We start from the raw sequence: 14,114 nt of genomic DNA, 5'->3' as shown, positions 1-14,114 counted from the left end.
TAACACAGAATGTGAAACAAGACTGTCTTATATGGCACTAAAAAAGCAGGTGAAGAAAAACAAATTGTTTTTCTATACCTGCTTTTTTTATTAATAACTCAACCTTTGGTGCGACCAAGCTTAGGTTGCGAAGTTTAGCAGGTGGAAATCCTGCTTGGGAAGCATTGTTCTGGATGAAGCCCTTCGCACTTATCAACCCAATTCACTATATTTCATGCAGCGTTTGTGTCTCCGGCACATGATGCACACCCCACTTGCAGATTTCTTCCAGAATGGGCATAAGACTTCTCCCTCGTGGGGTTAACGAATACTCCACCTTCGGCGGGGTTTGATCGTACTCAACTCGTTTTATCACGCCTTGACGTTCCAAATCGTTCAGTTGAGAGGTTAATACCTTGTACGTGATTCCGGGTACACGCCTCTTGAGTTCTCCGTAGCGTGTGACCCCATGAAAGGCGAGTTGGTACATGATCTTCATCTTCCACTTCCCGCCGATAATGGATAGGGTGTAGTCGAATGGGGTGAGTGTTTCCGCTGGGTTTTTACTCGGGTTATCCATCACGAATAAGCTCCTTTATGCAGGTACGCACTTCAAAGTGCGTACTTTTTTTGTGGTGAACAAGTGTATATTCTTATACCAACTATATGTTTACCATGGGGCTTTGTAAACCGAAGGAGCTTCTGTTGGAATGGGGAAAAGGAGCGAGTGTCATTGGAAAAAAACAATGTATTTGAGTTTGCAACAGGTGATATCACCATCGATGAAATGTATAAATTGATGATCGGTTCCGTGGTACCACGGCCTATTGCCTGGGTTTCTACGCGAAGTATGGAGGGTGTGCTTAACCTCGCTCCATTTAGTTTTTTTACCGTTGCTTCACGCAATCCGGCGACGCTGCTCCTATCCATTGGGCCTGGTGTAGGTGAGAGAGAAGGAACAGTGAAGGATACACTCGTCAATATACGAGAGACGGGAGAGTTTGTGATCAATGTAGTTCCCGCTGTACTTGCAGCGTCCATGCAGCGTTCGTCAGCAGATGTAGCGTCGGAAGAAGATGAGTTTGAACTGACAGGCGTTACACCCAGAGCGGGCATACGTGTAAATGTACCTTCCGTGCTGGAATCTCCGATTGCTTTTGAACTTACGCTGGATCAGGTCATTCAAGTGGGTACAGATCATCTGGTCCTTGGAAAAGTAGAGCATGTACGAGTGGATGCAGAGGCGTATGCTGGCCGTTATAAAATAGTAATTGAGAGCTGGCAGCCACTAGCCAGTCTGGCTGGAGATTACGCCCTAATGAAACCTGCATTTTCAGTATGAGAGGGAGGTACGAAATGTATATCTGAAAAGGTGTAAAACAGAAAGAGCCGTTTTTTCAGTTAATACTCCTGAAAAAACGGCCTTCTCCAAAATGTACCCGAGATGTAGATGCTAATCTTATCTCCAATTTATGTGTTTAGAAATTGGTTCGCCCAAACGTGGCATCACTCTTCACAGTTGCGCTGCTGGCTGCATTTACAGCATCCAACTGCAAAACATAATCATAATGCCGGATGTAATATCCGGGCTGACTGTACGATTGAAGGGATACTTTGGTGCTGTCAGCCCAACCAGGGCTGCTTAGGAACGTAGCATCTCCCTTATAGGCTGCAGTGTCCGCATATGCTTCAAGTACAATTTTGTTGCTGGTATTGCGCTTCAAAAAGTAACCCGGGAAGTTGATGGACTCCAGTGATATTCCCGTGGAGCTGGCAAGACCCGGTACGACGCGGAACTGGGAATCCAGAACAGGGGAGACGTTGGCATCCACGCGAGCCGTGTAATTGGCATGACGGATGTATCGATCCGGAACGTTGTGTGAACTGAACCGACTGTAACCTGTGGCTTCCGGTGTTGCAGGACCCAACATTTTGACCTCGTGCAGGGTTGGGGTGTACCAGTTACCCGGATTATTCCACAAGACCGCGTTCACCATATTAATCCGTACATAACGGGCTGTGAAATGCACAGCATCTGTTGTAAAGCCATAGGTCAGATTGTTGGTGCGATCCAAGGTGGAGTAATTGACTCCATCGTTGCTAATTTCAATTTTGTATTTGTAGTACCCTTCGGAACCTTTATACATAAACCAGGACGTGTCGATCTCGGTGATCGTCTTTGGTGCGCCGAAGTCCACCTGCCACCAGGCAGGCCAGCTATTGGAGGAAGCCACCCATGAAGTCTGGTAGTTGCCATCATTGACGTTGGATGCAGACGAACCGGAGGCTGTGGAGCTGGCGGTAGCTGTTTTGCCTTGTGCATGATTGACGAGAGCAGGCAGTGTTACTACACCTGTTACTGCATCAATATTCCATGTGGTATACCATTCCAGTGATGCTGTTCCGTTCGAATCATTCAAGGTTAGTGGCAGCCAGATATGTTTGTGCTCTCCGAGGTTCATCGGATTCCAGCGATCCGCCATGTAGATGAAGGATGTGGTGTTGCTGCCTGTAATCGTGGCAATATCGTGAATCTGCGAACCGAAGGCAGATGGATTGCCATATGGCGTAAGCGCAGCCCATGGACCCGTCATGGAAGTTGCTGTAGCATAAGCGCCCTGATTCGGATACCAGCCAGCGGCTTGAGAGGTGAAGAGGTAGTAACGGTTTCCTTTTTTCACAACAGCAGGTGCTTCACGGTAGGCGTTCTCGAACAGCCAGCCCTCGAAGGACTGTATTCCGGTGTAACTTGCATTCATTTTAAAAATAGCCATCGTATCATTGGCACCGCCATTTTTGCGTGAAGCAGTAACCAGATAACCTGTGCCATCTGTATCAACAAAGACGGTCATGTCACGGGATTCATAATTCAGCGGGCGGAAGCTGCCCTCATAGGTGAATTTGCCATTCGGGGTATTGCTTGTTGCGACCGCTACACGCCCGAGGTTGTAGTCTGTACCGTTCTCATAGTGTGCCCAGAGCACATACTGATTGGTGGAGGCGTTATAGATGACTTTGGGGCGTTCGATCTTACTGGAGGCCAGCTCGGTTGCGGAATCTTTCGTCAGGATGGCGTTGCTGAAAGTCCAGTTCTTCAGATCGGTGGAGGTGTAGACGTTCACGCTGTCGAACCTGCCACCCACTGCATGTTCACCGTACAGATAATACGTCGAGCCTACCTGCAGAATGTTGCCGCTGTTCGCATGGATGGGGTTGCCTGCGGTATCGAGCCAGTCGGTACCGTTGGTTATCGTGACACTTGCTGCGCTTGTTCGTTCAGGATGAAGTCCAAACAGGGTGAACGTGAGTGCAAAGACCAGAAACCAGACGGCTTTCCTGTTACCCATTACATACACCTCCCGAAAGATATCAGATTAAATGTAGCGCTTTCATTTATATTGTAGTTCGGCTAGACTCTTTTTCAAGTGAACAATCCATCCATTGCTGAACAAACCTTCATTTCATCGTGGCTGAGCGGTGAGAGCGGAGGAAATGTTCCTAAATGTCATGTACGATGATGTAGAGAGGATCAGGTACACACGTTAAAATAAAGCTAGACTGAATTCACATCATGGTTGGAGGGTGGACCGTCATGAACAAGTTTATTGTAGATGAGGACCTTCAGGTGATATTGCATAATGACGAGGATGGAACGAACACTCCGATTAAGGGAGGTATTACTGCTCAGGATTTTGAAGTCATCTCTACGTATCAAAAGGGATGGTTGACCTTCGCCTATCTGCGTGATCGTCAGGGAATATGGTGGTTCAATGCCCGCAAGAATAAGGCGAGTTTGTTCAGTCGGGATACGGAAGCTTTTCGTGTGATCGATGAAGATTACTGCTTCGACTCTCAGTATGTCTATCTAGAAGATCAGGTCGTGCCTGACTCCGATCCGAGCAGCTTTCGGCTGTTGCCGGATACGCCTTACTTTGCTCAGGACCAACGTTATTTATATGTAAAGAGCAGCACGCATTTTCATCTATTTGAGGATATTGATACGAATGCTGTGATTGCTCATCACGACTATTGCACCGACAAGGACCATCTGTTCCATCTGTCCAGTTCTCTTCGTTATGCGAATGGGGAAAAGGATGAGGTGAGGGCATGGCTGCAAGAACATCATCCCGACGTACATGGCTGGTGGCATGCGAATTATGCCCACAGTGCAGAGGGCGCTATGCAAATCAGAGGCAATTGGTATGAGACGGCGTCGTCCATTTTTTATAGAACAGAATGGGGCCGTACCCCACATCGAGAAGCAAAAGCGGTATTCAACCTTGTTCGTGGAGCAGACAGGTCTACCTTTGAACCGCTTGATGAGCAGTTTGCACGGGACCGGGAACGTGTTTATTTTCAGTGGCGTACTGTAAAAGGAGCAGACCCGGATACGTTCGAGCCGCTAGGTGGACCTTTTGGTCGTGACCGCAATCATGTGTATTACAACGGATACCGTGTCGACGAGGCAGATGCTCAGCATTTTGTAGCGTTTGCCGGGACGGAGCATCTTGGACTTTCCATGGATCAGCAACATGTGTATCGTGCCGAGGTTGTTCGGACAAGTCAGCCCTTCGGTCATCCAGACGATGTGCTTCAGATCATCAAGGGAGCTGATGCTGCAACGTTTGAGTTAATAACACCTTCCGGCAGTTGGGCGGTGGATGCCAATCGTGTGTATCTATGGGGTAAACCAAATAAACATATCGATCGAGCCAGCTTTACACATCTATTCGATGCTGATCCCCAGAGTTGGGCAATGGATCAGAATGGTCTGTATAATGCCAATGGCAACCGCACGGTAAAGGGTGTGAGCGGTAGTACATTTGTCATGCTGAATCAATATTGGGGTAAAGATGAGCGTGTGGTGTTCAGCTTTGTGACGGGTGGGGTTTATAAGTCGGGAGATGCAGCGACGTTTATGGTTACGGATGATATCGGGGGCGCCGAAGATACGCTATTTCGGTATACGGTGGAAGGCGGTACAGTGCGGAAAAAGAAAAGATGAATTGAACGGTAAGATTGCGTGTTCAAAAAGACTGGTTTTCAGTACCTAAAACAGCCGCGGTCTAAGACTTTACTTCAAGTCATAAACTGCGGCTGTCTTCATTTTAGGGTGAGTCTACTGTTACTAATCTGTATCTCCAGATAAACTATTTATAATTATTTAGGGGGCCTTTATCCATTTCAACTTCTACCATCTTTGAAGATCCCATCTTGAGCTTAGGTCTAAACTCTGAATCCAGTTTACTGTAAAGCTCCAGTGGGCTAATAATTACTCCATCTGGTGTATTATGAAGAATTCCGGGCACACAGGTATAAATCCGATCGTTATTATTTGCATTCTTAGCGGATATCGTAACGGAGGTTCCATTCAGATTATCTATACTCATGGACACCTTGTATCTGTAGAATGAGCCTGATCCATTGGACTGAGCTGAATAAACCACAGGAACAACTGCAAGAATATCATCGTTTAACCTTAATTTAATAACTTCTGTCTTCGTTGATTGGCTGCTTCTTCCAACATCACCCATATGCTCAACTATCCCTTTACCATAACTTTTGAGGGGTGGGGTTCCTGCCGCTCCAAACATCGCTACATCGATCTGCTCACCATTCTTTGTGTAGACTAAAGCGTATATATCATAATCTGTCCCAGTCTGCCAAGATACAGTCGCTGTAATTTCCGGTGTTTTATCAATAATAACGGATTTCTGCCCTTTAACCAGATTGATATTTCCCTTTACCTTTTCGAGGTTTATCGACGATACGGTTTGTTTATTATTCTTATTTTCAGAAACTGTTACAGTTGGATCAGGTTCTGTTGTTATTGAATTTTGAGTAGTCTGGGGTTCAGAAATTTTGTTCTGCTCATCCGCGTCAACCTCAACACCGTAAAGTTTACATAACCCTTCAAGCCCGGAATCAAATCCACGCCAGATTGCTTTTGCTTTTGTCTGACCATTCCTTAAATATAATTCCAATACGACAATTCCATTTTCATTGGTGAAACTGGATGGGGTTAACTGAATAATCGTCTTTCCGCTATCGATCTCTGCTGTTAAATTCTTTACATTTGAAAATCCAGTGCTGTTATCCTTTGTAAGGGTTATAGCTATTTTGGTAATACCTTCAGGAACTTTACTCATATCAAAATTGATTTTATGTACTTTTGTATTGCCTACTAGCTCAGATGGCATGAGGGTAGCTACACCTGATGAAGTTGTAGGTTGATTATAAAATATGATTCCACTATCACCTTGTACTCTATCCGAATCCGTTAAAAGGAATGCTGTTAAAGAAATATCTATCAAATTAGAAATTTCATGGCTAATTATAACGCTACCTTTTGCAGCACTCAGGGTTGTGTTTGCTCCCATTTGAAGAAACTGATTCATTTAAACCACTCCATTCTATAACAGTTCTTAATATAAATAGACTCTTTAATAGTGCCATTAAATCAATACATACTCAATAATTATTAGGCAGAGTGAGGTACTCTGCCCGCTTTGAAGTTATATTATCTACGGTAACAGGCATTTTCATAGAAAGTAACTCAAGGAAACCCCTGTTCCACAAAAATACTGTCACTTTTGGTACAGCGTAGGATCATTTCAGACCACAACATTGTTATAGTCGTCAATAATTGAAATCGTTTTATTTGCTACTTCACTACCGAGGGAGGCATACAATTTCTTATCGCCAATAATATAAAATTCTTTTTTTGCTCGTGTAGCTGCAACATTCATCATATTTGGAACAGAGACAGCCCATCTTGCCGCCCCACTGCTATCAGAGTCAGCCCCAAGAACAAAGTAGACAATCTTGGCCTCTTTCCCTTGAAAAGTATGAACAGTTCCAATGTTCGTTGTTTTTCCATTTTCTCGTTTTGTGAAGTTAATTCCATCTAATACTTGTACAAGTTTATTAGCCACATTGCTAAATGGGGTGATAACATAAATTTCATCCGCTAAATTCGGGTCTTCTTGCAAACGTTTATCAATTAGACTTTTCAGTAAATCAGCTTGTTCTTTAACAAATTTATCATTTGCTTTCCCCGTTGAGTCATACCACCGTGATTTACCTTGTGACTCATCTTCTGATTTACCTTGTACCATCAAATCGTCATACGATATTTTATTTGAGATCGTAAACATCGGATAGTCCGAACGTCTGTGCACCCAAAGAGGTATACCAATCCATTCATCCTCATTTTTTTGAAAACCATACTGACTTGTGGCATCTACAATGGTTTGAGTAGAAGCATCAGCAGAGACAAATTTTTCATCAATTTTGTAAATTCTTCCGATCAAGGTCAGCACATTTGAATCTAACGTCATTACTGGTTGTATTTGTGATGGATCGCCGACCACCATAACCTTTTTGCTTCTATAGATTGCGCCAACACTAGCTTGAGGTAGTGCTTGACCAGCCTCGTCTATGAATAGATTGCCTATTGAGTTTTCATTAAGATTTTTAAACATTCTCCCAAAACTAGCAAAAGTCGTGCTGATAACAGGGATAGCCAAATTCAACCATTGCCATGATTCCGAAATTAACTGAAGTCCGTTCTCTTTTCCAATGTATTCAGACGGTTTGCTCCAGATAATCCTCGCGGCCTTCAAACTCTTTCTGTTTTTATACAGAAATTGCTTTCTAACTTTTAAAGCTGAAATAAACAACTCTGATTGTAATTTACGAAATTGTATTGTAAACCATGGGTTAGACTTTTGAAGTTCATCATAGGATAGTGAAAAATCTAGTTCCTTAATGCCACTTTGAGATTTGAGGTTTTCCAGTACTGCAATTTCTTGTGCCAATTTTCCTAAAGCGTTATATTGAGTAGTCATCCAACGTTCGAAGTCTGCTTTTGTGTCCCGGGTTTGTTTTTGAATATGCTTACTTTTTGTAGCAGTTTCTTTTAACCTATTTTCGAGTCGGATGCGCTCATTCAACCATTTCGTTTTTTGTTTAGATAGATCATTTAAATGATCATTCGCATCATTCAGATTTTTGAAGTACTGCTCAACTTTGGGTCGATTAAATATTTTATGAAACCACAAAGGGCTTGGTTTTTGTGAAATGACTACATCATAATTTCTTTTAGCTTGAGCTTGTGGATCGATTAGGTTTTCTATCTCAATAGAAGCGCTCGATATATCATCTTGAAGATTTAAACTTTCTTGTCTCAGTCTTTCAAATTCACGCGTCGCTTCTGCTTCTTGTGTGATTAAACTTGTTCGTTTCTTTTTTTCTTCTTGTTCAAAAGCAATATTTTGCTTGGTATGCTTAGTTTTTAATTTTTGAAGTGAATGTATTTTCTCGCTATAATCCTGCATTTTTTCTCTTCCAATTTTCAATTCCTTATAGAGACGGGAGAATTCTTGATATACACCTTCACCTGTACTGGATTGATAATTATCTTCTAGATCTTTCTCAATTGCTTCTATGCTTAAAAGTAACTTGTTCACATTTGTTGACGCGCCACCCTCTAACGAGAATACACCCCAATTCTCCTCGTCTAAAGTTTCCCTTTTAATCTCACGATTTTTTCCGAAACCTTCACCGGTTAGTTTAGAATTAGATATATCTTTGAAATAATCTGCTTCATCCAATTGCTTTTGAAAATCGTCAGCAATCGTTTCTTTCTTTGGTAACTCCTTAACAATGTTTTGGACTGCCCCATTGTTTGAACTTGCAACAACAATATTTTTATCTGAAATGGAGGATGGTAAAATACCAATTTTAGCACTTTGCCAATAAACCAAACTTCTTTTTATCGTTTTATCAGAAAGTTGCACCATTTCCACTGCCTGTTGAACCACCAAATCAGCGAAGATATCTTTTAACAGAGTTGTTTTCCCTGTTCCTGGAGGACCATTGACACTACGAATCTCATTTTTATCGTGTAATGCTAGATTCACCGCAACCTGTTGCATGAATGAGAGTGCAAAAGCAGGGTTATTTGGAAAACGTCCTAACGGGTAATATTTAGGTTGTAAACTGTTTGTCTCAAAAATTTGTGAGTTAAAATGAAGTGACTTTTTATTTCCATCTAAATTCTGCCTGAATCCCGAAAAACCATTAAAATAACGATCTAAATTTTTAGTAGTGATTACCTTGGCTTTATTCAGATCTTCAATAAAAAACGAATGTAAATTTACTTCTCCATTATCTAAGTTTTTCACAAATGCATAGCGAAAATTATTAGTGGAAACATTATACTTTTGCAAAAGTTCAGAAATGGCACTATTAAATCCATCTTCAAATTTACTGTTCAAATCTTCTCTAAATGAGTTTTCAAATTTCGAAAAATCTTCTGGTAAATCACCATGTTGGCGGATATAACCGCTCATGGTAAAGAATAATTTGTCTGCTATAAATTCTAATTGGTTATCAAAATATATAGCGAAGGTGAATTTGTCAGATTTACTAACTTCTTCGTGGGTTTTTTCGATCTTGTGCTTCTCCCTCAATATTTCAACAACCTCTTCAAATTCGAAAATATCAAAATATAATACTAAACCCGAATTTTTATAGATCTTATCTTCTACATTTTGTTGTTTTTTTTGTTTAATTAAAAAGTCTGAAAAAAACGTATTCCAGTCTTCTTCCATGGTATGTAAGAGCTTTAGCGGTTTTTCTTTCTTAATAGATCCTTCGGATAGCTGCTCTATCGTAATCCAAGCATTTAAAATATCTTTCTTTTTATTCATGTTCTCCCCCCATTATCATCTGAAGACAAAAAGAAAAGCTCTTCAACCTTAGAGAGCTTCATTACACTAATGTACCAATCATTCATATACGATTTGACTTCTTCTAATAATACCATGGACATTCCTCTGTTTGTCATTTCGCCCTACTTGTAATACGGTTCAGAGCAATTCTGTGGTAAAGCAACGGGAATAGAAGTTAAAATCGAAGAAAACGTAAAGGCATACGATGTCAGTTAAATGAAGGTCGCATCGAGTCCATTTCAATTCACTTCATGCTCAACGCGTGTTCTCATGGTTTTGTAAGTGCTATTCTAAAGCCAAGGTCATCTATCTTGAAATCGGGCATGCTTTTCCTTCTACTCGTAGAACCACAGTTGTTCTCCACTTCAGCCCAACTGCCTCCCCGGAAGACTCTATAGTCCCCATATCGTTTAGCATCATACAAATCCCAGCACCACTCCCAAACGTTTCCGATCATATCGTAAAGCCCCCATGGATTAGGAAGCAGTTTTCCGACTTGTTGAACTGATCCATTAGCGTTTTCTTGATGCCATGCAATCTTATCGATACTTTCATACCGATATCCCTTGGTTCCCGCTTTACACGCATACTGCCATTCTGCGTCTGATAATAATCGAAAGCCATTCGCTTTTTGGTTATATATAGTGTTCTGACTTTCACCTGTGATTAAGTAGCATTCAGTCCTGCCATGTATTCTGGACAATTCGTTACAAAAGATAAGCGAATCTACCCAAGAAACTTCCGTAATTGGCAGACTATTCGTATTCGGTTCTACTTCTTCTTCATGATGCATGACAAAATGATACAACTGGTGTGTTACCGGATACTTCATTACATAGAAAGGTTCAATCGTTTCAGTCCAAGTAATAACCTTTCTATCACTTTCTCTTCCAGGGTTTGATAATGTATAATTAGAACTCAGCCATTTATTCGTATTAATATAATCGCGTAATTCAACGGTCCCACCTTCTATTGGTACCATCAAATTCATTAAATCATTTATAAATCGTTCTCTGTTATTTCCGTACTTTTCGATTGTCATATGAAGCCCCCTGTTCACTGTATCGGTTGAACTCGAATGATTCTTTATGGAAATAAATACACAATCCAATAACAACGATTCACAAGCAGACCTGTCATAACATCATGTTAGCAGGTCTGCTTGTCTTGTTTAGAGCGTTTAGGAAGGCATGGAAACATAAGTTTGATTGACATAAAAAGAGGAGCAATTTTAAAAAAATATACTAAATTGTACCCTATCTATTCGATCCTATTTCTCAAACTATTTGTGACCTTTGCGAACCTTGAGCTGCATCTTTTTGATCGTTGTATTCTGCATGAGCTCCAGTACGAGGGGGCCTTTGCCGTTCAGGATCTCTACATCCGTCACATTATCCAGAATCGTAATGATCCCGATGTCGTCTGCGGTTACACCTTCAAGCTTGGCGATGGTACCTACAAAGTCTACGGCGCGAAGTTTCTTCTTCTTGCCTCCGTTGAAGTTCAGCTTCATGATCTGTTGGTTCAGCTGTTCACGCTTGTCTTTTTTGCGTTCAGGCACAATCTTCAATCGTTTCTCAAAATCTTCTCTGCGGCGATCTACAGCTTCTTCAGAAGGTGCTTTTACAACAGGGATTTCGAATCCAATATAGGATTCAATCTCGGCGAGACGTCTGCCATCTTTCGGTGTAATCAACGTAATGGCTTTACCTGTTTTGCCTGCGCGACCCGTACGGCCTGTACGGTGAACATATCCCTCTTTTTCCAAAGGAATATCGTAGTTGATGACATGGGTAATATTCGTGATATCAATACCACGTGCGGCTACATCCGTCGCGATCAGATAGCGGAATTGTCCGCGTCGGAATGCGTTCATTACTTCGATCCGCTCATCCTGCTCCATACCACCATGGATACGATCTGCTGGGTAGTCAAGGTCAGCCATGACTCGGAACAGTTTGTCCACATTCTCCTGCGTACGGCAGAACACAATGCAGCTATCCGGATTTTCCACAATGAACAAGTCTTGAAGCAGTGCGGTTTTGTTCACCTCGGGTACGTTAATCACAGCATGTTCAATCGTGGCTGTTGTGAGTCCACTTGCTTTGATCTCGATCTCGACCGGTTTGTTCATGTATTTGAGTGACAGCTTAGCTACATCTTCAGGGAATGTAGCGGAGAACAACATCGTTACTCGCTCCTGCGGCAGTTTCTGAATAATCGCTTGTACCGTCTCAATAAAGCCCATATTCAGCATCTCATCGGCTTCGTCAATGACGAGATACGCGATCCGTTCGAGTGGCAGCGTGCCACGTTCGATATGATCCAGTACCCGACCAGGTGTACCAACAGCCACGTGGGTTCTTTGTTTTAACTCTGCTTTTTGGATATGAAAAGGGGACTGTCCGTATAGTGCGGTTGCTTTAATACGCTTAAAGCGGCCGATATTCGTAATATCTTCGTTAACCTGCAAAGCCAGTTCCCGGGTTGGTGTAAGAATCAAAGCCTGTGGCTTATTCTCATTCCAATCCACCAGCTCGCAGAGCGGAATGCCGTAGGCGGCTGTTTTACCACTGCCTGTCTGTGATTTGACCACAAGATCCTGATTCTCCAGTGCTACCGGAATAACTTTAGTCTGTACCTCGGTTGGTGTCTCATAGCCCAGACTGTCCAGTGCTTTTACGATCTCTTCACCAAGTCCATAATCTTTAAATTGTTGCTCGCTCATCGTTTACCTCTTTTGCGTTAGTTTTTGTACAATTATTGCACCGTACATTTATCGTATACCTCTTCATTATACTCTATATGCAGGCAGGCTAACGGAGTAAATGCTTCAAGTGTGTAAATTGTTTTCATCATTTCCGATTTTAGTAGCAACCACCCGTTGCTGTTCGTATGTGTATCATAACGTTCCACGTGAAACGAAATGTATCGGCGTATTTTGCTTGGTGTTAATGAATGACCATTTTTACAGCTTTGGTTTGGGGAGGGTAAGATTGATCAATAACTCCATTGATCCATACTTCTGCACTTCGACCAACGAGTGTTTCATCCAAAGAGAAGACGACAATCTTTCCTCCGACGATGAGTTCGGCGTCCTTGCTGAGCGAGACCCAAATCGGTCCTGAATCAACACCGCCATCTTCTTTATTCTCGATGAGTACCTGACCTCTTTCTTCCTCAAAATCCGTAATAATTCCTCGCACATGTGGCTTCTCTTTCCCTTGTTCCTCGGATTTATCTGCGCATCCGAGCGTTAGCAGAAGCAAGATAAACGGGAATACGAATAATCTTCGTAAAATGGACATCGAGTTGCTCACCTCCTTTTTAATACATCTATAAGTATGGACGGTCTTAGAGACATCAAAGTTCCTTTACATCAATGGAATAAAGAACAAAAATCACTCCATTGAGGCTGGAACTGAAAAATGGGATATGGTAGCATATGGGTACCCGTAAAAAAGCTATAGGATAATCAATCGTTTATTACATGTATGTCGCTAGTCATGAGAGAATTTTTATAATAGTGGTACTTTTATATACTACGTATTACCCGGCCGGAGCGAATACAACCGAAATTTTAATGGACTGCACAGACATGGATGTCTGTGTTTTATTTTTTTATCAGGAAAAGGGAGATAAGGTATGCCGCGAGTCAAGATGACATGTTGGTTGTTAAGTATCGTACTGGCTCTGGTCAGCCTATCCGGGTGCTCGTCCCCTTTTTACGAATCGTTTAATGCCGCAGGGAGCAGGTTATCCTCTGATCGAATGAATGAACTCCGCAAGGAATATCCGCTATCCACTGGCGTCCCCGCGACGATTAACATGAGAGAAGTTAGCTTCAATGAGGTCATGGCGTTTGGGGATGGGGTCGTTGTGGCGGAGGTCTTGAAGGTGTTGCCGAGTTTTCGTGTGGAGCTATCGACTAAACCCGGTACGCCTGAACGAAAGGTGGCTGATAAGGATAGGGCTAATGGAATCACATCCTACCAACCTGAATTCATCTCTTATCAGGTGAAGGTAAATGAAGTTGTAACAGGTGAGGATGTAGAAAAGGATACGTTTCTCTTTTACAATGCTGACTTTGCAGGTGTGGAGCCTGAACTTAAACCAGGTATGAAGATTATCGCTGTAGTCAAAAAAGGGACAACAGGAGAACAAATCGGAGGCTATTCATTCACCCGTTATGGCACATACTTTATTGTCGATGATGACTATGTGCTTGCCGCGTATGAGGGAGAGTCGGAGGAAATACTCGATTTTACGGAACAAACGAATGGCATACAGTTGGACGTTTTTATGGATAAAATCAAGAACCTGCCAAAAGGCTAGCGGTTTCTTTCGCCGTTAACATAACAAAGGGCGATCCCCACCATGATATCCGTGGGAGGGATC

General features: G+C 42.3%; 10 protein-coding genes. 3 read left to right on the top strand and 7 right to left on the bottom strand.

Annotated features, from left to right (window positions below; genetic code table 11):
* Positions 1 to 205: 205 nt before the first annotated feature.
* Positions 206 to 559, bottom strand: a complete 354-nt coding sequence (locus MHI55_RS30535; RefSeq protein WP_340028036.1) for a helix-turn-helix domain-containing protein — start codon at positions 557 to 559, stop codon at positions 206 to 208.
* 153 nt (positions 560 to 712) lie between these two features.
* Here MHI55_RS30535 and MHI55_RS30530 point away from each other — a divergent pair, with 153 nt between their 5' ends.
* The gene (locus tag MHI55_RS30530) at positions 713 to 1,321 is read left to right on the top strand and encodes a flavin reductase family protein (RefSeq protein WP_340028037.1); all 609 of its coding nucleotides are present in this window, start codon (positions 713 to 715) and stop codon (positions 1,319 to 1,321) included.
* 136 nt (positions 1,322 to 1,457) lie between these two features.
* Here the strand turns inward: MHI55_RS30530 and MHI55_RS30525 are convergent, their stop codons facing one another.
* Positions 1,458 to 3,326, bottom strand: coding sequence for an AbfB domain-containing protein (locus tag MHI55_RS30525; protein WP_340388123.1), 1,869 nt, complete (start codon positions 3,324 to 3,326; stop codon positions 1,458 to 1,460).
* A 245-nt stretch (positions 3,327 to 3,571) separates the two neighbouring features.
* Here MHI55_RS30525 and MHI55_RS30520 point away from each other — a divergent pair, with 245 nt between their 5' ends.
* On the top strand, positions 3,572 to 4,984 hold the full coding sequence (locus MHI55_RS30520; protein WP_340388121.1) for a DKNYY domain-containing protein: 1,413 nt from the start codon (positions 3,572 to 3,574) through the stop codon (positions 4,982 to 4,984).
* 145 nt (positions 4,985 to 5,129) lie between these two features.
* On the opposite strand, the gene MHI55_RS30515 is transcribed toward MHI55_RS30520, so the two are convergent.
* The 5 genes from MHI55_RS30515 to MHI55_RS30495 form a co-directional block, all read right to left on the bottom strand.
* Complete coding sequence (locus MHI55_RS30515) at positions 5,130 to 6,377, bottom strand: TerD family protein (protein WP_340388119.1); 1,248 nt, start codon at positions 6,375 to 6,377, stop codon at positions 5,130 to 5,132.
* A 216-nt stretch (positions 6,378 to 6,593) separates the two neighbouring features.
* Positions 6,594 to 9,695 carry an AAA domain-containing protein gene (locus MHI55_RS30510; RefSeq protein ID WP_340388117.1) on the bottom strand — a complete coding sequence of 1,034 codons (3,102 nt, stop codon included), beginning with the start codon at positions 9,693 to 9,695 and terminating at the stop codon, positions 6,594 to 6,596.
* Positions 9,696 to 9,984: 289 nt separating this feature from the next.
* Positions 9,985 to 10,758: an SUMF1/EgtB/PvdO family nonheme iron enzyme gene (locus MHI55_RS30505; RefSeq protein ID WP_105406518.1), complete on the bottom strand. Its 774-nt coding sequence runs from the start codon at positions 10,756 to 10,758 to the stop codon at positions 9,985 to 9,987.
* Positions 10,759 to 10,998: 240 nt separating this feature from the next.
* Positions 10,999 to 12,444, bottom strand: a complete 1,446-nt coding sequence (locus MHI55_RS30500; RefSeq protein WP_340388115.1) for a DEAD/DEAH box helicase — start codon at positions 12,442 to 12,444, stop codon at positions 10,999 to 11,001.
* Between the two features lie 223 nt (positions 12,445 to 12,667).
* Entirely contained in the window at positions 12,668 to 13,024 is a 357-nt protein-coding gene (locus MHI55_RS30495; RefSeq protein WP_340388113.1) for a hypothetical protein, read from the bottom strand.
* 337 nt (positions 13,025 to 13,361) lie between these two features.
* Between MHI55_RS30495 and MHI55_RS30490 the strand changes: the two genes are divergently transcribed.
* Positions 13,362 to 14,051 (top strand): hypothetical protein, encoded by a 690-nt coding sequence (locus MHI55_RS30490; protein WP_340388111.1) that lies wholly within the window; start codon positions 13,362 to 13,364, stop codon positions 14,049 to 14,051.
* Positions 14,052 to 14,114 lie beyond the last annotated feature (63 nt).

The sequence above is a fragment of the Paenibacillus sp. FSL E2-0151 genome, assembly GCF_037993015.1.
Classification (GTDB): domain Bacteria; phylum Bacillota; class Bacilli; order Paenibacillales; family Paenibacillaceae; genus Paenibacillus; species Paenibacillus amylolyticus.
This window is presented reverse-complemented; position numbering and strand designations above follow the sequence as displayed.

Bases quoted from the DNA above. Each gene is read 5' to 3' on its own strand.
- MHI55_RS30535 (WP_340028036.1), bottom strand. From the start codon at position 559: ATGGATAACCCGAGTAAAAACCCAGCGGAAACACTCACCCCATTCGAC.
- MHI55_RS30525 (WP_340388123.1), bottom strand. From the start codon at position 3,326: ATGGGTAACAGGAAAGCCGTCTGGTTTCTGGTCTTTGCACTCACGTTC.
- MHI55_RS30520 (WP_340388121.1), top strand. From the start codon at position 3,572: ATGAACAAGTTTATTGTAGATGAGGACCTTCAGGTGATATTGCATAAT.
- MHI55_RS30515 (WP_340388119.1), bottom strand. From the start codon at position 6,377: ATGAATCAGTTTCTTCAAATGGGAGCAAACACAACCCTGAGTGCTGCA.
- MHI55_RS30510 (WP_340388117.1), bottom strand. From the start codon at position 9,695: ATGAATAAAAAGAAAGATATTTTAAATGCTTGGATTACGATAGAGCAG.
- MHI55_RS30505 (WP_105406518.1), bottom strand. From the start codon at position 10,758: ATGACAATCGAAAAGTACGGAAATAACAGAGAACGATTTATAAATGAT.
- MHI55_RS30500 (WP_340388115.1), bottom strand. From the start codon at position 12,444: ATGAGCGAGCAACAATTTAAAGATTATGGACTTGGTGAAGAGATCGTA.
- MHI55_RS30495 (WP_340388113.1), bottom strand. From the start codon at position 13,024: ATGTCCATTTTACGAAGATTATTCGTATTCCCGTTTATCTTGCTTCTG.
- MHI55_RS30490 (WP_340388111.1), top strand. From the start codon at position 13,362: ATGCCGCGAGTCAAGATGACATGTTGGTTGTTAAGTATCGTACTGGCT.